10 protein-coding genes and 5 pseudogenes are annotated in these 21,993 nt (G+C 33.3%); 8 read left to right on the top strand and 7 right to left on the bottom strand.

All coding sequences use genetic code 11. From position 1 onward, the window contains the following. Window positions 1–167: 167 nt before the first annotated feature. Both AAHN00_RS12260 and AAHN00_RS12255 read left to right on the top strand, forming a co-directional pair. On the top strand, window positions 168–1,352 hold the full coding sequence (locus tag AAHN00_RS12260; RefSeq protein ID WP_342270912.1) for an IS3 family transposase: 1,185 nt from the start codon (window positions 168–170) through the stop codon (window positions 1,350–1,352). A gap of 69 nt (window positions 1,353–1,421) precedes the next feature. Next, window positions 1,422–2,312, top strand: coding sequence for an IS982 family transposase (locus AAHN00_RS12255; RefSeq protein WP_342270981.1), 891 nt, complete (start codon window positions 1,422–1,424; stop codon window positions 2,310–2,312). Between the two features lie 350 nt (window positions 2,313–2,662). Here AAHN00_RS12255 and recJ (AAHN00_RS12250) read toward each other — a convergent pair whose 3' ends face one another. Both recJ (AAHN00_RS12250) and mutS (AAHN00_RS12245) read right to left on the bottom strand, forming a co-directional pair. Further along, window positions 2,663–4,471: a single-stranded-DNA-specific exonuclease RecJ gene (gene recJ / locus AAHN00_RS12250; RefSeq protein WP_342271420.1), complete on the bottom strand. Its 1,809-nt coding sequence runs from the start codon at window positions 4,469–4,471 to the stop codon at window positions 2,663–2,665. 16 nt (window positions 4,472–4,487) lie between these two features. Next, window positions 4,488–7,163 (bottom strand): DNA mismatch repair protein MutS, encoded by a 2,676-nt coding sequence (gene mutS, locus AAHN00_RS12245; protein ID WP_342271419.1) that lies wholly within the window; start codon window positions 7,161–7,163, stop codon window positions 4,488–4,490. A gap of 439 nt (window positions 7,164–7,602) precedes the next feature. Here mutS (AAHN00_RS12245) and AAHN00_RS12240 point away from each other — a divergent pair. The 5 genes and pseudogenes from AAHN00_RS12240 to cyoE form a co-directional block, all read left to right on the top strand. Beyond that, window positions 7,603–7,908 (top strand): annotated as a pseudogene (locus AAHN00_RS12240) (AAA family ATPase); the annotation flags it as partial. Window positions 7,909–7,975: 67 nt separating this feature from the next. Continuing rightward, window positions 7,976–8,683, top strand: a complete 708-nt coding sequence (locus AAHN00_RS12235) for an IS6 family transposase (RefSeq protein ID WP_342270905.1) — start codon at window positions 7,976–7,978, stop codon at window positions 8,681–8,683. A 61-nt stretch (window positions 8,684–8,744) separates the two neighbouring features. After that, window positions 8,745–9,752: pseudogene (locus AAHN00_RS12230) on the top strand (PEP/pyruvate-binding domain-containing protein); the annotation flags it as partial. Window positions 9,753–9,831: 79 nt separating this feature from the next. Continuing rightward, window positions 9,832–11,046 carry an IS256 family transposase gene (locus AAHN00_RS12225; protein ID WP_342271418.1) on the top strand — a complete coding sequence of 405 codons (1,215 nt, stop codon included), beginning with the start codon at window positions 9,832–9,834 and terminating at the stop codon, window positions 11,044–11,046. A 93-nt stretch (window positions 11,047–11,139) separates the two neighbouring features. Beyond that, window positions 11,140–12,018 (top strand): annotated as a pseudogene (cyoE, locus tag AAHN00_RS12220) (heme o synthase). A 230-nt stretch (window positions 12,019–12,248) separates the two neighbouring features. On the opposite strand, the gene AAHN00_RS12210 reads toward cyoE, so the two are convergent. The 5 genes and pseudogenes from AAHN00_RS12210 to AAHN00_RS12185 form a co-directional block, all read right to left on the bottom strand. After that, entirely contained in the window at window positions 12,249–13,511 is a 1,263-nt protein-coding gene (locus AAHN00_RS12210; RefSeq protein ID WP_342270914.1) for an IS256 family transposase, read from the bottom strand. A gap of 198 nt (window positions 13,512–13,709) precedes the next feature. Further along, window positions 13,710–15,647 carry a hypothetical protein gene (locus tag AAHN00_RS12205; RefSeq protein ID WP_342271417.1) on the bottom strand — a complete coding sequence of 646 codons (1,938 nt, stop codon included), beginning with the start codon at window positions 15,645–15,647 and terminating at the stop codon, window positions 13,710–13,712. A gap of 918 nt (window positions 15,648–16,565) precedes the next feature. Next, window positions 16,566–18,374, bottom strand: a complete 1,809-nt coding sequence (gene recJ / locus AAHN00_RS12200) for a single-stranded-DNA-specific exonuclease RecJ (RefSeq protein WP_342271416.1) — start codon at window positions 18,372–18,374, stop codon at window positions 16,566–16,568. A 16-nt stretch (window positions 18,375–18,390) separates the two neighbouring features. Then, entirely contained in the window at window positions 18,391–19,623 is a 1,233-nt protein-coding gene (mutS, locus tag AAHN00_RS12195; protein WP_342272672.1) for a DNA mismatch repair protein MutS, read from the bottom strand. A 125-nt stretch (window positions 19,624–19,748) separates the two neighbouring features. Continuing rightward, a pseudogene (locus tag AAHN00_RS12185) lies at window positions 19,749–21,315 on the bottom strand (DNA mismatch repair protein MutS); the annotation flags it as partial. Between the two features lie 451 nt (window positions 21,316–21,766). Here AAHN00_RS12185 and AAHN00_RS12180 point away from each other — a divergent pair. Next, window positions 21,767–21,979: pseudogene (locus AAHN00_RS12180) on the top strand (AAA family ATPase); the annotation flags it as partial. Between the last annotated feature and the right edge of the window lie 14 nt (window positions 21,980–21,993).

Here is a 21,993-nt window from a genome sequence, read left to right as displayed (position 1 = left end):
TTAGGAGAAAGAATATTTGAAAAGTAAGAAGGGAGGGATTATAAAGTTCTCGAATAATAACAACAAAATTGGAGAATATTATAATGGACTGAAAAAATTAGACAAAGAAGCAGGTATTTTTGTTTCTCAATAAGTATAGAATAATAAATAAAATTAAAGAGAAACAAATGGGTAAAAAACAAATTAAAAATTTTAGTGCAGAAGCAAAAACTAAAATAGTATTAGAGATGTTAAAAGAAGAATCAACAATAGGTCAGTTATCGGTCAAATATGAAGTAACGGCTAAAACTATGCAAAACTGGAAACGACAATTTTTAGATAATGCGTCATTGGCATTTGAGCCAGCAAAAGCTGTTAGTGAGTACAAAGGGCAGATTAGTGAACTTAAGAATCAAAACGATGAACTTGCAAAAGCATTAGGTAAGGCTACAGTCGAGAGGGACTGGGCGGTGGGAAAGCTAAACAGCTTGGACTTATCAAATAAGAAAAGTCTTGTCGACCCCAAGCTGAGTACGTTAGCAAAGACAAGGCAATGTGAACTATTAAAGATAAGCAGATCTGGAGTATATTATAAAGCTAAAGTAATGAGCTTATATAATCTTGATATTTTAAATAGAATAGATGAAATATATACGGATAACCCTGAGTATGGTTATCGTTATATATACAAACAATTATTGGAAGACGGCTTTAATGTGGGCAGAGATAGGGTGCTTAAATATATGGGAATAATGGGTATAGAAGCTATTCATCCTCATAAAAAGCAATCTACTTCTGTGAAGGATGGTCAACATAAAATTTATAGCTATTTGCTTGAGCCGTACTGGCACAAATCAGGAACGAATAGAACTATTCATGTACCTTATGTTAATCAAGTGTGGAGTGGTGACATTACTTATATTAGAACTAACGGAGGATTTATGTATCTTGTGGCGATTATAGATTGGCATAGTAAGGCAATACTAAGTTATAAAGTATCTAATTCTATGGATGCATCACTTGTAACCGATGTATTAAAAGATGCACTGAATAAATACCCTGCACCACAAATATTCAATAGTGATCAGGGTAGTCAATATACTGGACATGAGCATACGGGAATTCTAAAAGAGAATAATATACAAATCTCAATGAACGGTAAGGGTAGAAGCATTGATAATATTGTGATTGAAAGATTTTTTAGAACTTTAAAATATAATTGTATATTTATAAATGATTTTAAAAATATCGCAGAACTTAAAGATGGTATTGATAAATACATGGATAAATATAACAATCAAAGATTCCATTCAAGTATTGGTTATAAAAAACCGATGAACGTGTATCTTGATTACTTACAAAATGCAGCTTAAAAATTATGTAAAATGGGAAACAAAATTAGTGAAAAATTTGTCTTGAAAAATCAGTCCAGTTTCTATATTATGATCCCTCTTACGGAGATTTTCTGCTTAATTGATGATTTTTGCAAGCATTTTGATACGGAGCAAAATAAATATATATTACCAAATCCTAACCGTAAGCGTAAAGTAGTTTGCAGTATAGGACTCTCAGAGATTATTACTATTATAGTAATGTTTCACTTGAGTCACTACCGTACCTTTAAAGATTTTTATTTATGCTGCCTATGTCAAAGTTATAGAAAGGAATTTCCAAAACTTGTGAGCTATAGTCGTTTTATTCAGTTAATGCCAATGAGCTTCATGCCCATGGTGTTACTGCTAAAAAGCCTATCAGGAAAACAAACTGGTCAATATTATATCGACTCTACTAAACTTCCTGCTTGCCATAATTTAAGAATTAATAGACATAAAGTATTCAAAGACATAGCAAAAAGAGGTAAGACTTCCACTGGGTGGTTCTTTGGTTGTAAGCTACATATTGTCATTAACAGTTGCGGAGAGATTATGAGTTTTTCTTTAACTCCAGGAAATGTTGATGATAGAGCAGTGGTGGAAAATTTAGTAGATAAATTACAAGGCTGGCTTTTTGGTGATCGTGGGTATATCAGTAAAAAACTCACTCAATCCCTTGCTAATCAAGGTTTAGAACTAATAACAAAAATTAAAAGTAATATGAAAGAAAAAATAATAGATCCTATTAAAAAGCGGTTTTTAAATAAAAGGTATATTATTGAAACCATTAACGATCAACTAAAAAACCTTTGTCATATAGACCATACAAGGCACAGATCTGTTATGAATTTTCAAACTAACGTATTAGCTGGACTGCTTGCCTATGTTTTTAAGCCTAATAAAATTTCTGTAGCTTTTGGAAAATTAAACAATCTCAACCTTCCTCTTACATCAAACTGAGGTTATTCTTAAAGCGGCTAACGCGACTTATCTTCGAGATGGATAGGATCAAAATTGTACCATAAAACGAGGTTAGTATGCGGTGTATGGGATAGAAATGGTATAGGTATTTGTAAACTTTCAACAGTTGTGCGTTAGATGCCGTGGCGATCTAGTGAAGTGAGGTGTAATACTGCATAAAGATTGCCGCTTCGCCGCTTTCTCGCGACTCCTGGCAATGACGATCAGCAGCCATTTTAATAGTGGTTATATAAAAAATGTACTATGATATCCCGCACCGAAGCAGGGATGACATTTTTTTAAAGCAGAAGAGTATATCCATCCTCTTAATTTTCTATAGCTAACAAATATCATATTATCAAGTCCTTTATTTGTAATTGAATAGTATTAGACTCTTTCCAACTGTTCATTTTTAATGAACCAATTACAGAAATATTATATGACTTAATATTAAGTAAAATATTTTCTATAGGACTAGATACACTATTAAACGCAATAGCATGCAGCGGTTTAGAACCAAAAGCTTCCTTAGAAGGAGCAAGCAAACATCTTATATGTTTACCACCGACTATGTCAGCTTTTAATACAAAAAGATTAGAGAATTTAAATATTGGCTCATGATTTCCTTGACCAAATGGTTCGAGTTTACTTAGCTCATCCATTAGCGGTAAATTTACACTACTTGTAGTAAGTTCCGCATCATATTCTTCATAGGCAATATCATTTTGATTACTAATATCAATCTTAAAGGCGTGATTTAAGAATTCTTGTAACTCTTGTAATTTCTCTTCTAATACTGTAAATCCAGCTGCCATTGCATGTCCCCCGCCAGCTATGATTAAATCTTTAGCCTTGGCATTGATAATTTTACTACCAAAATCAACATTTTTGACAGAACGGCAAGAAGCCTTACCTATTCCATCATTTAAAGCTATAACTGCAACTGGTTTATTAAATTTTTCTTTTAATCTGCCAGCGACAATGCCGATAACACCCGGATGCCACCCTTTACCAACTATAAATAATGAACTATCATTTTCTTGGGTTAAAGCTATTTGAGTAGCTTCCTCTATCATTATCAGCTCTATTACTTTTCGCTCATTATTATGTTTCTCCAACTCCTGTGCAAGTAAATTTGCTTCTATTGCACATTCGGTAGATAAAAGACTAGCACCCAAGGATGATTTACCAACTCTTCCACCGGCATTGATCCTAGGTCCCAACACAAATCCCAAATGATAACAGTTTGGTTTTTCATTTAAACCAACAACATCACATAAAGTCTTCATACCTAAATTTTTTCTTTGACCAAGGATTTTTAATCCTTGAGCAACAAAAGCACGATTTAAGTGAGTAAGCTTCATTACATCGCATACTGTTCCAAGTGCGACTAAGTCTAAATATTGCATTAAATTTGGTAGAGTATGGCATTTTGAATATACACTATTTTGTATCGAACACGAAGCTATATCGGTAAAGAAATTTTGTTTTTTTAACTCGGATAATAAGGCGGTAGCAAATAAAAATGATACTCCTACAGCTGCTAGGTACTTATATCTACTGGTCTCATCGATACGATTCGGGTTAACAACAGCAACAGCGTCAGGCAATATATCACTACTAATGTGATGATCGATAACTATTACATCAAGCTTTACTTGCTCTGCATATTTTAGAGCCTCATGTGCCATTGCTCCACAATCAACAGTAATAAGTAGCTCAGTAGCATTATCCTTAATTTTCTGCATAGCAGCTGGGGTCAGTCCATACCCTTCAGCAATTCGGTTTGGAACATAAATATCAGCTTCTTGCCCCAAATCTCTAAATATATTCTTAAGTAGTGATGAAGAAGTAGCTCCATCAACGTCATAATCAGCAAATATGCAGATTTTTTGTTTATTTACAATAGCTTCTATGGTTCTATCTACTGCCTTTTGCATATCAAGTAAATGAAAAGGATATGGTAATAAGTTCTTAAGCTTAGGTGATAGAAAATCAGTAGCTTGTACCAAATTCTCTAAGCGAGGAGATAGAACCCGTGCTAGAAAATCACTGATTCCTACAGAACGACAAAGTTCTGAAACATCATCCTCGTTTACTGATCGCTGTTGCCAAATTTTTCCATTTACTGAACGTTTGGGTTCTAGTGGTACTATCATGTAAGACAACCCTATTTTAAAAAATTAGTTTCTTTAATTTATATACCAACTCTAAGGCTTGTTTAGGGGAGAGTTGTTCGGGATCGATTTTATTAATTTCTTCTTCTAACTTATTAAATTTTATTTCTTTTTTACTCTCTACTGGTAAGTCAAATAAACTTAAATTGTTTGATTCGGTATTTAAGATATTTTTATTTTTGCTGGTAGCGGTTTTTTCTAATTTTGTTAAAATGTCATTCGCCCTAATTATAACAGATTTTGGTAGGCCCGCTAAGTAGGCTACATGAATTCCATAAGATTTATCAGCCATCCCTGCTATAATATTATGCAAAAATAATATTTCTTTCCCTAATTCCTCAATAGCCACTGTATAATTTTGCAAGGCTGGCAAAAAATTACTCATGCTGGTTAATTCATGATAATGCGTGGCAAATAAACATCGACATTTGAGATTATCATGAATATATTCCAACACCGCGAAAGCAATTGATACACCATCATAGGTAGAAGTTCCGCGACCAACCTCATCTAATATCACTAAAGAATTTTTAGTAGATTGTGCTAAAATAGCTGATGTTTCAAGCATTTCTACCATAAAAGTTGATTGACCTGCTTGTAAATCATCCCCTGCACCTATCCTACTAAATATCTTGTCTACAATACCTATTTTGGCACTTTTAGCCGGCACAAAACTGCCAATTTGAGCTAATATGGCTATTAGGGCATTTTGCCGTAAAAAAGTACTTTTACCTGACATATTAGGTCCAGTAATTAACCAAATTCTATTAGCTTCCGATAAAGTACAGTTATTGTGAATAAAGCTTTTTTTATCATTTGATAAACTTTGCTCAACGACTGGATGCCGCCCTTCAATAATCTCAAAACTCAAATCATTGCTTAATCTAGGCTTGACATAATTATATTCATCAGCAATATAAGCAAAATTACAAAATACATCAAGCTGACTCAAGGAACAGCTAAGTAATCGTAAAAATATAGCTTTATCAATAACTTGCTGGCATATTTTATTATATAATTCTAGTTCAAGACTAACCGCTAAACTCCTAGCGTTGACCATATCGCTTTCTAACTTTTGTAATTCAATAGTAGTATAGCGACTAGCATTAGAAGTTGTTTGTCGGTGAATAAATTTTGATGCGTACATTTTATCACTATGTCTTAGGGTAACTTCAATAAATAACCCAAGTACATTATTATGAGATATTTTTAGGGTGTCGATGCCAGTATCAAGACGATATACATTCTTTAATTTTTCTACATGGGCTTTGCCATTGTTAATTAAGTCATATAATTCTTGTATTTTAGGATGATAATGATGATTTATTATCCCACCTTCATTGATAGTATTAGGTGCATCCTCTCTAATTGCTTGATCTATTAATGAATATAACTGTTCATCTCCAGATAGAGGTTTAATTAACTTCTCTATATAATCTAGCAAATTTAGCCCATAATGGGAAATAAACTCTCCTTTTATTTCCAGTGCAGCATTTAACGTATATTTAATATTTAGCAGATCCCGCCCGCAGCCACGATTCATGGTAATTCTAGCCAAGCAACGTTCTAAATCCCCAGTTTTCTTGAGTAACTTTTTAATATTCCCTACTAGTTCAATATTTGAATAAAAAAATTCTGTGATATTTTGTCGATAATTTATTTCATCAATATCTATTAGTGGTGTAGATAAAAAGTGATATAGTAAACGACTACCAGCCTTAGTAACTGTGTGATCAATAGTGGCCAGTAAACTACCCTTGGTTTTTCCTAATAAATTATTAGTAATTTCCAAATTCCGCCGAGTCGCCGAATCAATAATCATAAAATTATGGTAATTGACCAACCGAGGCAAAGGTAGCGAAGGTATATTTTGCTTTTGCGTTAGTGATAAATATTCTAAGATACTACCAATACTACTTGTTTGACATTCAGATATTTCCCCTATGGCTTTTAGATCATTGATTTTGTAAAAATCTAAAATAATTTTATGGCATTTTTTAGGAGCAAAAAAACTATCAACTTGATACGAGACACGAAAATGTAATTGGTGCTGAATACTATTAGCTAATTGTCCTCCTTGCAAATTTTCGCTAAGTAAAATCTCTTTAGGCTTAAGACGTGATAGTTCGTTAATAATCTCATTCTGCGGAATCTCTATAACTGAAATTTCTGAAGTAGAGATGTCAACGTAACAAATTGATGCTCCGTTTTTTAGTAAAACTAAACTTGCCAAATAATTAGGTTCACAAACATCAATTAAAGATTCCTCAGTAACAGTACCTGGAGTGATGATACGCGTTACATCCCTATTTACTACAGCTTTATAGCCACCGCGTTTCTTTGCCTCTTCCGGTGTTTCTAGTTGTTCACAAATAGCAACTTTGTAATTTTCTTCAATTAATTTATTTAAATATGTCTCAAGAGCATGATGGGGTACTCCGCACATAGCAATCTCAGAGTCTCCATTAGACCCTCTTTTGGTAAGAGCAATACCTAAAACTTGGCTGGCAAGAACTGCATCATCAAAAAACATTTCATAAAAATCACCCATTCTAAACAATAGAAGACAATCAAGATTGGCAAATTTGATGTCTAAATATTGTTGCATCATCTTGGTTGATTGATCATAATTATATTTATGGCGAAATTCTTCTAAAGACATGGATAAAGTCATGGATATATTTTAGTTGTTTGAATTAGATTTGAGTATATACTCAGGTATACCCGATGAATTTCAAGAGTTGGCTAGGCGTAGTCAATTCCTACGCGAAGTCCTATCGTACCACAACGCCAACACTTGAAAGGCGAAGGGTATAGAACTTCAAGAATTAAGGTCATCGTACCCTAAATATCACAACGCACAGCTAGCTCTTCTTGAAGTTATTATCGTCTACCCACTCTTGAAATTATATACTCTTAATCTTTGAAGAATTGTTTTTTGAAAATATCATGGATTCGCATGCGTAATTATACTATATGTACACCTAGCATGCTCACCATTCATTTTCAAATCCAATTCTTCAAATCATTTGAGTATAGCAGTATATGTTTAGATTCAAAAGAGCTTTTGATTTTAATTGATTAGGTTTTTTTCTCACTATTTCAAATAAGTTATGCATAATATTTATCTACAAAAATTAAAATTACTAAATTATCGTAATTTTCAGAATTTAGATATTAGTGCTGGTAATAATCCTGTTATACTAATAGGGGGGAATGGTAGTGGAAAAACTAACATTTTAGAATCAATATCACTATTTTCACCTGGTAAGGGTTTGAGATCAGCTAAATTAGATGATATTTGTCAAAGGGGAGAAGATCATTGCTTAGCTTATGCATTATTACACAGTAAACTTGGCTTAGTTGAAATTTCAACGAATTTAAAGCGTGAATCTAATAGACGTTTTACGGAATTTAACGGGGTTCTGTCGCATATGTTGGACAATAGAAAAAAGATTGATATAATGATCTAAAAAAGATGTTAAGATGTTTCGTATTACTGCAAGATTATTATCATATTTCAAAGGATTTTGTTCTTCACCAGAAATAATAATGTTATTTGTCTATATGAAATGCCGATTTTCTTTAAGTTATCGAGATTTGGAAGAAATGATGAGTATAAGGGGAGCAAAAATTGATCACTCTACATTACAAAGATGGGTTATAAAATTTGTACCATTGATAGATCAGGTGGTTAGAAAAAGAAAGAAGCCAGTTGGTAGTAGTTGGAGAATGGATGAGACTTATATTAAATTAAACGGTAAATGGGTTTATTTATATAGAGCACTAGATAGTCTTGGTAATACTGTAGACTTTCTGCTACGTAAGCATAGAGACAAGCCTGCAGCACTTGCATTTTTTCGTAAAGCCTTTAGAGAGAATAATTTTCCTGAGAAAGTAGTAATTGATAAAAGCGGTAGTAATACGGCTGCTCTTAATGATTTGAATACAGAAGTTCCTAAAGATTATAAAATTAAGGTTATTCAGACCAAATACCTGAATAATCTTGTAGAACAAGATCATAGGTTTATCAAAAAACGTACAAAGCCAATGCTTGGTTTTAAGAGTTTTCATTCTGCAGAAATGACTATTACCGGTATAGAAAATATTCGTATGATGCAAAAAAGACAAATAATTGGAGCTAATGATAATCTTTCTACTTTTGAGAATTTTGCTATGTTAATGGCATCATAATGTCCAAAACCTTAGTTTTAACAATCTTGATGTAGTATGATTTATAGATGCGACAAAACCTTTTACTATTACTACAGAACTTTGTAATTATTTTTATAAAAATAATTACAATTTGCCTGAAAATTTTAATAAGGACTTAGCGGTAGCTGTTAAAAATTTAGAAAATACTACTGGTAAGATTTTTGGGGATCATAAAAATCCACTACTACTATCCGTCCGTTCAGGCTCAAGAGCTTCTATGCCCGGCATGATGGATACTATACTTAATCTTGGGTATAATGATCAAGTTTGCGATGTGCTATCCAGTACTGGAAATGAAATTTTTGCTCTTGACAGCTACCGAAGATTCTTAGAAATGTACGGATCAACAGTATTATCCGTTTCAAACGGATTATTTAAGAATGCATTTGAAATGCATAAGAGCAAATGTAATATTTATCAAGAGAACGAAATTACTGGGGGTTTCCTAAGAATAATAGTTGAAGAGTTTAAAAAGATAATCTTTAATCATTGTGGTGAATCGTTTTTTGATCCATATACACAACTAGAAGAATCAATAAAAGCCGTATTAAAATCTTGGACAAGTGATAGAGCAATAACTTATAGAAAGCTACATAATATACCCAATGATTGGGGTACAGCGATTAATGTACAGTCAATGGTTTTTGGTAATCAAAACAATAATTCTGCAACAGGAGTAGTATTTTCACCTTGCCCTGCAACTGGTGAAAATAAGCTTTTTGGTGAATATCTAGTAAACGCCCAAGGTGAAGATGTAGTGTCAGGGACAAGAACCCCAAGCCCTATTATGTCAAACGATCATATTCCTGATTGCTCAATGCAAACAGTTATGCCACAAATATTTGATCAATTACAAAAAATTTGTAAGAAGTTAGAACTACATTACTTGGATATACAAGATATAGAATTCACCGTGGAAAACGGTAAGTTCTATGTCTTGCAAACACGTACTGCTAAAAGAACAGCTTTAGCCAGTATTAAAATTGCCACGGATATGGTACAAGAAGGACTGATTACTAAACAACAAGCAATAATGTGTCTAGATCCAATATAGGCTCTGTACAAATAAGTGTGTAAATTTTTCAAAGGTTATATAAAAATATAATATAACAAAAGGAGAAATTATAATGCACCAAAAACAAAATGAAGCAATGAATCAAGCGATAGATTTATTAATAAATAATGATACAGATATATTAACATTACTTAAAGAGGATGGTTTATTAAAACAATTAACCAAACGGCTTGTAGAGAAGGCATTGCAGTCAGAGATGAATAATCATTTAGGATATGATAAATATTGTCATACTGATAGTGATAATGTTCGTAATGGTAGGAATGTAAAGAATCTAGTAACAAATAATGGAGTTGTAGAGATTGAGGTTCCAAGGGATAGAAGTAGTACATTTGAACCTGCATTAATTCCGAAGCGTCAAAGACGTATTGAAGGATTTGATGATAAAATAATATCATTATACGCTAAAGGAATGAGCTTATCTGATATTAAGATTCAAATGCAAGAATTGTATGGAGCTGACGTTAGCGAAAGTTTGATAAGTCAAATTACTGATGATGTAATTGAGGATGTCAAGATATGGCAAAGCCGACCATTGGATCGAGTATATGCTATAGTATTTTTTGACTGTTTAGTAGTAAAAGTACGTCAAGATAAACGAATTATCAATAAGTCTGTATATGTAGCATTAGGTATTGATTTATCTGGAAGGAAGGATATTTTAGGATTGTGGATCAGTGAAAATGAAGGAGCGAAATTTTGGCTTGGTAATTTTACTGAGATGAAGAACAGAGGTATGCAAGACATGCTTATTGCTTGCAGTGATAATTTAACCGGTATGTCTGAGGCAATAGAAGCAGTTTTTCCGAAAACCGAACATCAATTATGTATTGTACATCAGATTAGAAATAGTTTAAAATATGTATCATATAAAGACCGAAAAGAATTAGCGGCTGATTTAAAGCCTATATATACTGCTAGCACAGAGGAAGAAGCATATCTTGCTTTAGAATCTTTTGAAGCTAAATGGAGTAAACAGTATCCACAAATTGCTAAATCTTGGTATGTTCATTGGGAAACTTTAATGGTTTTTCTAGGATACCCTGAGGCGATAAGGAAAGTAATATACACAACTAATAGTGTAGAATCTGTCAATAGCCAATTACGTAAGGTTACTAAGAATAAACGGGTTTTTCCAAATGATAATGCCGTTTTTAAGACCTTGTATTTGGCAATTGATTATATGACCAAGAAATGGGTTATGCCGATTCCAAACTGGAACGCAGCTATGGCTCACTTTTTGATAAAATTTGAAGGTAGAATTTAAGCCCTATGAAAAATTTACACACTTAATTAGAAAGGCTCAAAATATATGAATAATTCCTCTAATTATATTAATAATTCTTTTGCCAAGATAGGCATGAATACTATTAAAAAAAGGTCTAATAATAGTTCAGTTATGGACTATATCCTACTCATGAAGCCAAGAGTTATGGCACTTGTTGTATTTACCAGCTTTTCCGGTCTATGGCTTGCTCCATACCCCATCCATCCATTTATAGCTTGCATCGCTATGCTTTGTATTACACTTGGAGCTGGTAGTAGTGCAGCTATTAACATGTGGTATGATAGGGATATTGATGCGATAATGAAACGTACACAAAATAGACCTCTAGTTATTGGGGTTATAGAACCACAGGACGCTTTAGCTTTTAGCGTGGTTGTGGGGTTCTTTTCAGTTTTTTTGATGGGACTTTGTGTTAATCTACTATCTGCTTTATTGTTACTAATAACCATATTGTATTATGTCTTCATTTATACTATGTGATTAAAACGTTCGACAATGCAAAATATAGTTATTGGAGGGGTTGCAGGTGCATTGCCTCCTATGATTGGCTGGGCAACAGTAACTAATGAGATTTCCCTTGGCTCCTTTTCTTTATTTATGATTATTCTAACTTGGACACCGCCACATTCGTGGGCATTAGCAATCTTTCGCTCAGAAGATTACAAAAATTGTGGTGTTCCGATGATGCCAGTGGTAAAGGGAGAATATTATACTAAAAAGCAAATTCTTTCCTATAGTATCATTATGTTTATTACTACATTTACGCCCTTTTTTTTAGGAATAAGTAATCTTGTATATTTAGTAACTGCATTTATACTGGGGCTAATTTTTTTATACTATGCTGCCTCTCTGTTTAGTGATAAAGATCATAAACAAGCTAAAAAACTATTTGCCTACTCGATATTTTATCTTTTTAGTATTTTTTTAATATTGGACTTCTCTCGAAACTAGCCGCTTGTGGATAGCAACAGAACAATAGATATCTTTCGAAACTCGCTTATGATAGGGAATTTGTAGGAGACACGGAACGCAGAACCGCAGCGTACTAAATGTACGTGAGGATTCGAGTACCGGATCGACGCACAAATTACCAGCAGAAGTAGAGTTTCGAAAGATATCTAATTTAAAAGCCGGGCTGTTTAAACAGCCCAATTTGAGTCAATCATTTAATTTGTGTAAGTTCATTTTTTATTTTCCAATAAATCATATTTAAAATCTCCACAAAGTATTTCAAATTGATTTAAAGCTAAAGACCAATCTTTAATAGGCATGGTCCATTTTTTGGCTGCATTTTGTAGGGATAAAAATATTATTTTTTGAATTGACTTATCATCTGGAAACACCCCCTTATTTTTGATAATTTTTCTAATTTGACGATTTACAGATTCTATAGTGTTAGTAGTATAAATTACCTTTCTGATCTCTTCAGGAAAGGCAAAAAACGGTATTATCCCAGACCAATTACGTTGCCAAATATCAGAAATTACCGGATATTTTTTATCCCATTTTACACCAAATTGCTGAAGTTTTAAACGTGCCATTTCGTCATTATTAGCTGTATAAATTTGTTTTAGATCTGATGTGACCTCTTTTAAATCTTTATATGACACATACTTTACTGAATTGCGAACCATATGTACAATACATAATTGTACTATAGTACTCGGGAATACACTGCTTATAGCTTCTGGAAAGCCCTTTAAACCATCCACACAAGCAACATAAATTTGTTCAATTCCTCGATTCTTTAACTCAGTAACTACTTGCATCCAAAATTTAGCACCTTCATTTTTGCCTATCCAAATGCCAAGTAACTCCTTTTTCCCTTCTATATTTACAGCAAGTGCTAAATATACTGCTTTATTTATTACTATGTGATTGTCTCTAGATTTTACATAGATACAGTCCAAGTATAATATTGGATACACCCTATCTAAACAACGATTTTGCCACCTAGTTACTTCTTCTATCACCCCATCTGTTATGGTGGATATCAAGTCACCAGATACATCAGTTTGATATATTTCTTCTAAATGCCCTCGGATCTCGCTGACTGTCATACCGCGACCATAAAGGGATATCACTTTCTCATCAAATCCATTAAATCTCCTCAGCCCTTTTGGTATTAATTGAGGATTATACTCTCCTTCCCGATCTCTTGGTACTTCTACTGTCAGCTTACGACCATCCCCATCAATTACTGTCTTCTCATAGCTACCATTACGACGATTATTATCTACTTTTGGCATCTTGCTATGTTTTGAATATCCTAATTCATGATCCAACTCACTTGCTAATATTTTCTCAACTATTTGCTTCTTTAGCTGTTGAAATAAACCATCTCGACCAAATAACTCCGATGGATCTGCTTTTGATAATAATTCTTCTACTAGCTGATTACTGATGTCTAATGTATCTTTATCTGTATCTAATTTTTTAGCCATAATTCCTCCTTGCTTGCTTAAGTTACTTTTTTTACAGTAATCTCTTACTGCTTTCTTTGCAACTTACACAAACTATAGGACAGACTCCCCAATTTTAAAATTACCCTAAGCAACTATCCCTCCTACCTCAAAAGCTGTTAATGGCTTTAAAGTAGGAGGAATAAATTATGGGACTTTATTCACTATTTATGAGAAGGCTTAATAATTGTTATAAACACACTCACCGAGGATGTATGCAGTAGATTCGTCAGTAGGGGGATCAGGAAAGTGTGTAGGATCGGTATATAAGTAACTAAAGTTGTGTGCTTTTTTCATATCCTGACGTAATATTTGATCGTCTTTTAGAACAGAAAAAGCCTTTGTATATAACGCATAGGCTTTATACTCACCAGCACCTGGATTCGGTGCTTGTTTACCTAACTGTTTTAATTGCCCAGCTATAGCTTCTCTTTTAGCAACATCTGTATGTGGATAACAATCTAGAGCTAGTGCTTGCTGATGTATTTTATTGGAAGATAAACAGAACTCAGCTAAGCAATCCCTCTCTTCATCTCCATATCCATCTTGAGCAACAATCTTAGCTATTTCCATCTTCCTATTAGTATCAACTACACACTTATTTTGTTCATTTTTACAAATAAAACGAAAATTCATAACTTTACTATAAATTTGTTTAGCCTTTTGTTGATCTGAAGGTAAAAGAACTCCAGCTAAATTTAGCAAAACTACCTCTTCCACAGTAGCTTCCCATATATTTGGATTAAGTTCAAGAGCTTGTTGACAAACTATTCTTCCTTCCTTTATCTCATTTGAAGACAAAAGAACGTCAGCAAGAAGCACCAAAATTTTAGGATCATCTATAGTTTTATATACATCAGGATTCTCTTTAACAGCTTTACTCAAAAGACTTTTAGCCTTATCTTTATCAATCTTATACAGTTCCTCATAATGATTAACTGACGTAATCAAGTTAGCTAACTCAGTTAACTCCTTTAAAACATTCTCTTCAAGAGGCTTAACTACGGGAGCTGTAGGAGTCTTTTCACCCACTTTAGTATCTTTTGTAGGTGAATCTTTAGGTTTGAGTGCCTCTAATTCAGCTTTGTGTTCAGTTCTAAGTTTCTCTAATTCAGCTTCGTATTTAGCTGTAAATTCCTTTATCTGTTTCTCCTGTTCATCAACAGTTACAACTGTCTTTAACTTAAGGTTAGCTTTGTCAAGTTGCTCTTGAAGTTTTTCAACGTCTTTTCCAGCTTTCTTTACAGATGCCGTAGCAACTGTTGGATTTGGGTTGTACTTTGAAGCATAGGTAGCAGCTTTGGCAGCAACTTCTTGATCATCAACTTGCTTACTAAGGTAAATTTGCCATTTTTTAAGGATATTATGAATATCTTGACGTTGTGTAAGATTATTCTTTGATTTATCTTCAAAATACTTCAAAGCTTCCTTTGTATCTTTTTTTATTGTATCAAAGTATAGATCAAATATATGGAAATTATGGCTATTTTGATTCAAATACTCTATTTTTGCACGAGCTTCTGCATATTTTTTATCCTTAATTAGTGACTGAACGTCTTCTTTGACCTCTTTTAATAAAGTATCGTATTCTTCAGAAATGCTTGGTACTTTTGTTTGTACATCTTGATCAAGATTTATATATATCTCTACCCATCTTTCTAGTCCTATTATAGATTCATCTCTACCAAGACCATAATTTTTATACGCATGCAATAAATGTTTTTTATGTTCTTGAAACTTACCTGCTCGGAAATCACTAATAGCTAAACCGTAGTATATTCCAAACAATAGTGAGTCTTTTTGTTCCTGTTCTAGAGGAAACGTAGGGGCTTCGATCTCACCACATAAATTTTTATATTTAATCTGAGCCTCGGCATAACTGCGTTTATCGAGAGCCGTACTGATCTTTTGTATATCACCATATTGTTGATTTAAAGCTCCAAGTGCGTCTTGGAAATATTTAAATTTGAGTGCTAAAACAGGATCAGTACCAGTACCAGTATCGTTAACAGTACTCCTATCTAGACTAGCACTATTATCTGGACTAGCACTCTTATTTGGACTAGCACTCTTATTTGGACTAGATCTCTTCTGAAATATCTGAGCTATTTTAGACATAATATCCTCCTGGTATAGTTATTGTTTTCATTATTTAATTAGTAGCAGTTAGATTTTATATTATCTAAACCTGCTGCTAAACTTTAGTTGTGTAATACTACATACAGAGCTGTCATCCGAGTTACGGTAGGAATGACAGCGTTTGTAATACTGGTACTCCAGTATTACATTTTAGTATGTAGAAATAGGCTCTTGCATAACTTCATTCTTGTAAGGTAATCTTATTGTCAAAATTAAGTAAGGAATTATACATATCTTGTTCCACTTATACTCCTTACTTAATTTTTTTCCAAAACTTCCTCTTTCATAATTTAGCGATACAAGACGTCTTGCAGTAGATTAAGACAGGTTTATAGCTAGTAATCAAGTAATATCAAATAACATCACGAAAATTATATTAATAACTCTAATAAATAGTAACTTTTTTGTAACTTATGATATTTTTGCAAATACTTTAAGTTTTTCAGTATAGTTAACCTCAACTATTGATGTAAGACATCGGTTTAATAGCTCCGATGTCATCAACTGTTGAAAGTTAGAAGAGGAAGCGGTTTTAATATAAGGAAAAATGTATTCTTAAAGCGGCTAACGCGACTTATCTTCGAGATGGATAGGATCAAAATTGTGCCATAAAACGAGGTTAGTATGCGGTGTATGGGATAGAAATGGTATAGGTATTTGTAAACTTTCAACAGTTGTGCGTTAGATGCCGTGGCGATCTAGTGAAGTGAGGTGTAATACTGCATAAAGATTGCCGCTTCGCCGCTTTCTCGCGACTCCTGGCAATGACGATCAGCAGCCATTTTAATAGTGGTTATATAAAAAATGTACTATGATATCCCACACCGAAGCAGGGATGACATTTTTTTAAAGCAGAAGAGTATATCCATCCTCTTAATTTTCTATAGCTAACAAATATCATATTATCAAGTCCTTTATTTGTAATTGAATAGTATTAGACTCTTTCCAACTGTTCATTTTTAATGAACCAATTACAGAAATATTATATGACTTAATATTAAGTAAAATATTTTCTATAGGACTAGATACACTATTAAACGCAATAGCATGCAGCGGTTTAGAACCAAAAGCTTCCTTAGAAGGAGCAAGCAAACATCTTATATGTTTACCACCGACTATGTCAGCTTTTAATACAAAAAGATTAGAGAATTTAAATATTGGCTCATGATTTCCTTGACCAAATGGTTCGAGTTTACTTAGCTCATCCATTAGCGGTAAATTTACACTACTTGTAGTAAGTTCCGCATCATATTCTTCATAGGCAATATCATTTTGATTACTAATATCAATCTTAAAGGCGTGATTTAAGAATTCTTGTAACTCTTGTAATTTCTCTTCTAATACTGTAAATCCAGCTGCCATTGCATGTCCCCCGCCAGCTATGATTAAATCTTTAGCCTTGGCATTGATAATTTTACTACCAAAATCAACATTTTTGACAGAACGGCAAGAAGCCTTACCTATTCCATCATTTAAAGCTATAACTGCAACTGGTTTATTAAATTTTTCTTTTAATCTGCCAGCGACAATGCCGATAACACCCGGATGCCACCCTTTACCAACTATAAATAATGAACTATCATTTTCTTGGGTTAAAGCTATTTGAGTAGCTTCCTCTATCATTATCAGCTCTATTACTTTTCGCTCATTATTATGTTTCTCCAACTCCTGTGCAAGTAAATTTGCTTCTATTGCACATTCGGTAGATAAAAGACTAGCACCCAAGGATGATTTACCAACTCTTCCACCGGCATTGATCCTAGGTCCCAACACAAATCCCAAATGATAACAGTTTGGTTTTTCATTTAAACCAACAACATCACATAAAGTCTTCATACCTAAATTTTTTCTTTGACCAAGGATTTTTAATCCTTGAGCAACAAAAGCACGATTTAAGTGAATAAGCTTCATTACATCGCATACTGTTCCAAGTGCGACTAAGTCTAAATATTGCATTAAATTTGGTAGAGTATGGCATTTTGAATATACACTATTTTGTATCGAACACGAAGCTATATCGGTAAAGAAATTTTGTTTTTTTAACTCGGATAATAAGGCGGTAGCAAATAAAAATGATACTCCTACAGCTGCTAGGTACTTATATCTACTGGTCTCATCGATACGATTCGGGTTAACAACAGCAACAGCGTCAGGCAATATATCACTACTAATGTGATGATCGATAACTATTACATCAAGCTTTACTTGCGCTGCATATTTTAGAGCCTCATGTGCCATTGCTCCACAATCAACAGTAATAAGTAGCTCAGTAGCATTATCCTTAATTTTCTGCATAGCAGCTGGGGTCGGTCCATACCCTTCAGCAATTCGGTTTGGAACATAAATATCAGCTTCTTGCCCCAAATCTCTAAATATATTCTTAAGTAGTGATGAAGAAGTAGCTCCATCAACGTCATAATCAGCAAATATGCAGATTTTTTGTTTATTTACAATAGCTTCTATGGTTCTATCTACTGCCTTTTGCATATCAAGTAAATGAAAAGGATATGGTAATAAGTTCTTAAGCTTAGGTGATAGAAAATCAGTAGCTTGTACCAAATTCTCTAAGCGAGGAGATAGAACCCGTGCTAGAAAATCACTGATTCCTACAGAACGACAAAGTTCTGAAACATCATCCTCGTTTACTGATCGCTGTTGCCAAATTTTTCCATTTACTGAACGTTTGGGTTCTAGTGGTACTATCATGTAAGACAACCCTATTTTAAAAAATTAGTTTCTTTAATTTATATACCAACTCTAAGGCTTGTTTAGGGGAGAGTTGTTCGGGATCGATTTTATTAATTTCTTCTTCTAACTTATTAAATTTTATTTCTTTTTTACTCTCTACTGGTAAGTCAAATAAACTTAAATTGTTTGATTCGGTATTTAAGATATTTTTATTTTTGCTGGTAGCGGTTTTTTCTAATTTTGTTAAAATGTCATTCGCCCTAATTATAACAGATTTTGGTAGGCCCGCTAAGTAGGCTACATGAATTCCATAAGATTTATCAGCCATCCCTGCTATAATATTATGCAAAAATAATATTTCTTTCCCTAATTCCTCAATAGCCACTGTATAATTTTGCAAGGCTGGCAAAAAATTACTCATGCTGGTTAATTCATGATAATGCGTGGCAAATAAACATCGACATTTGAGATTATCATGAATATATTCCAACACCGCGAAAGCAATTGATACACCATCATAGGTAGAAGTTCCGCGACCAACCTCATCTAATATCACTAAAGAATTTTTAGTAGATTGTGCTAAAATAGCTGATGTTTCAAGCATTTCTACCATAAAAGTTGATTGACCTGCTTGTAAATCATCCCCTGCACCTATCCTACTAAATATCTTGTCTACAATACCTATTTTGGCACTTTTAGCCGGCACAAAACTGCCAATTTGAGCTAATATGGCTATTAGGGCATTTTGCCGTAAAAAAGTACTTTTACCTGACATATTAGGTCCAGTAATTAACCAAATTCTATTAGCTTCCGATAAAGTACAGTTATTGTGAATAAAGCTTTTTTTATCATTTGATAAACTTTGCTCAACGACTGGATGCCGCCCTTCAATAATCTCAAAACTCAAATCATTGCTTAATCTAGGCTTGACATAATTATATTCATCAGCAATATAAGCAAAATTACAAAATACATCAAGCTGACTCAAGGAACAGCTAAGTAATCGTAAAAATATAGCTTTATCAATAACTTGCTGGCATATTTTATTATATAATTCTAGTTCAAGACTAACCGCTAAACTCCTAGCGTTGACCATATCGCTTTCTAACTTTTGTAATTCAATAGTAGTATAGCGACTAGCATTAGAAGTTGTTTGTCGGTGAATAAATTTTGATGCGTACATTTTATCACTATGTCTTAGGGTAACTTCAGTTAACCACTCTGCACTGCAAGTGCAGAGCTTAATATTACGGCATGAATGCCTAATGTATGTACTAACTTAAAAGTTAGAAACTATTTGTATATGGCTCATTTAGAAAGTGTCACAACACAAAAAGAATATATCTGTGAAGTGTAAGATTTTGTTAAAAAATATCTGTATGATTCATTCTTATCTTTTCTTGATAAGATATTTAAAATTTATGTTGAAACGACGCACTGCAAGTGCGGGGTTTTTCTCCCAAAGTGGGACAATAAATAACCCAAGTACATTATTATGAGATATTTTTAGGGTGTCGATGCCAGTATCAAGACGATATACATTCTTTAATTTTTCTACATGGGCTTTGCCATTGTTAATTAAGTCATATAATTCTTGTATTTTAGGATGATAATGATGATTTATTATCCCACCTTCATTGATAGTATTAGGTGCATCCTCTCTAATTGCTTGATCTATTAATGAATATAACTGTTCATCTCCAGATAGAGGTTTAATTAACTTCTCTATATAATCTAGCAAATTTAGCCCATAATGGGAAATAAACTCTCCTTTTATTTCCAGTGCAGCATTTAACGTATATTTAATATTTAGCAGATCCCGCCCGCAGCCACGATTCATGGTAATTCTAGCCAAGCAACGTTCTAAATCCCCAGTTTTCTTGAGTAACTTTTTAATATTCCCTACTAGTTCAATATTTGAATAAAAAAATTCTGTGATATTTTGTCGATAATTTATTTCATCAATATCTATTAGTGGTGTAGATAAAAAGTGATATAGTAAACGACTACCAGCCTTAGTAACTGTGTGATCAATAGTGGCCAGTAAACTACCCTTGGTTTTTCCTAATAAATTATTAGTAATTTCCAAATTCCGCCGAGTCGCCGAATCAATAATCATAAAATTATGGTAATTGACCAACCGAGGCAAAGGTAGCGAAGGTATATTTTGCTTTTGCGTTAGTGATAAATATTCTAAGATACTACCAATACTACTTGTTTGACATTCAGATATTTCCCCTATGGCTTTTAGATCATTGATTTTGTAAAAATCTAAAATAATTTTATGGCATTTTTTAGGAGCAAAAAAACTATCAACTTGATACGAGACACGAAAATGTAATTGGTGCTGAATACTATTAGCTAATTGTCCTCCTTGCAAATTTTCGCTAAGTAAAATCTCTTTAGGCTTAAGACGTGATAGTTCGTTAATAATCTCATTCTGCGGAATCTCTATAACTGAAATTTCTGAAGTAGAGATGTCAACGTAACAAATTGATGCTCCGTTTTTTAGTAAAACTAAACTTGCCAAATAATTAGGTTCACAAACATCAATTAAAGATTCCTCAGTAACAGTACCTGGAGTGATGATACGCGTTACATCCCTATTTACTACAGCTTTATAGCCACCGCGTTTCTTTGCCTCTTCCGGTGTTTCTAGTTGTTCACAAATAGCAACTTTGTAATTTTCTTCAATTAATTTATTTAAATATGTCTCAAGAGCATGATGGGGTACTCCGCACATAGCAATCTCAGAGTCTCCATTAGACCCTCTTTTGGTAAGAGCAATACCTAAAACTTGGCTGGCAAGAACTGCATCATCAAAAAACATTTCATAAAAATCACCCATTCTAAACAATAGAAGACAATCAAGATTGGCAAATTTGATGTCTAAATATTGTTGCATCATCTTGGTTGATTGATCATAATTATATTTATGGCGAAATTCTTCTAAAGACATGGATAAAGTCATGGATATATTTTAGTTGTTTGAATTAGATTTGAGTATATACTCAGGTATACCCGATGAATTTCAAGAGTTGGCTAGGCGTAGTCAATTCCTACGCGAAGTCCTATCGTACCACAACGCCAACACTTGAAAGGCGAAGGGTATAGAACTTCAAGAATTAAGGTCATCGTACCCTAAATATCACAACGCACAGCTAGCTCTTCTTGAAGTTATTATCGTCTACCCACTCTTGAAATTATATACTCTTAATCTTTGAAGAATTGTTTTTTGAAAATATCATGGATTCGCATGCGTAATTATACTATATGTACACCTAGCATGCTCACCATTCATTTTCAAATCCAATTCTTCAAATCATTTGAGTATAGCAGTATATGTTTAGATTCAAAAGAGCTTTTGATTTTAATTGATTAGGTTTTTTTCTCACTATTTCAAATAAGTTATGCATAATATTTATCTACAAAAATTAAAATTACTAAATTATCGTAATTTTCAGAATTTAGATATTAGTGCTGGTAATAATCCTGTTATACTAATAGGGGGGAATGGTAGTGGAAAAACTAACATTTTAGAATCAATATCACTATTTTCACCTGGTAAGGGTTTGAGATCAGCTAAATTAGATGATATTTGTCAAAGGGGAGAAGATCATTGCTTAGCTTATGCAGG

Origin of the sequence: Candidatus Tisiphia endosymbiont of Parasteatoda lunata, from assembly GCF_964030955.1 — a bacterium.
GTDB lineage: Bacteria > Pseudomonadota > Alphaproteobacteria > Rickettsiales > Rickettsiaceae > Tisiphia.
Note: the sequence above shows the minus strand (reverse complement) of the source record. Positions and strands in the feature narration are given on the sequence as shown.

What these genes read in the sequence shown, in the direction of transcription:
- AAHN00_RS12260 (WP_342270912.1), top strand. Translation starts at nt 168, where the DNA reads ATGGGTAAAAAACAAATTAAAAATTTTAGTGCAGAAGCAAAAACTAAA.
- AAHN00_RS12255 (WP_342270981.1), top strand. Translation starts at nt 1,422, where the DNA reads ATGATCCCTCTTACGGAGATTTTCTGCTTAATTGATGATTTTTGCAAG.
- recJ (WP_342271420.1), bottom strand. Translation starts at nt 4,471, where the DNA reads ATGATAGTACCACTAGAACCCAAACGTTCAGTAAATGGAAAAATTTGG.
- mutS (WP_342271419.1), bottom strand. Translation starts at nt 7,163, where the DNA reads ATGACTTTATCCATGTCTTTAGAAGAATTTCGCCATAAATATAATTAT.
- AAHN00_RS12235 (WP_342270905.1), top strand. Translation starts at nt 7,976, where the DNA reads ATGTTTCGTATTACTGCAAGATTATTATCATATTTCAAAGGATTTTGT.
- AAHN00_RS12225 (WP_342271418.1), top strand. Translation starts at nt 9,832, where the DNA reads ATGCACCAAAAACAAAATGAAGCAATGAATCAAGCGATAGATTTATTA.
- AAHN00_RS12210 (WP_342270914.1), bottom strand. Translation starts at nt 13,511, where the DNA reads ATGGCTAAAAAATTAGATACAGATAAAGATACATTAGACATCAGTAAT.
- AAHN00_RS12205 (WP_342271417.1), bottom strand. Translation starts at nt 15,647, where the DNA reads ATGTCTAAAATAGCTCAGATATTTCAGAAGAGATCTAGTCCAAATAAG.
- recJ (WP_342271416.1), bottom strand. Translation starts at nt 18,374, where the DNA reads ATGATAGTACCACTAGAACCCAAACGTTCAGTAAATGGAAAAATTTGG.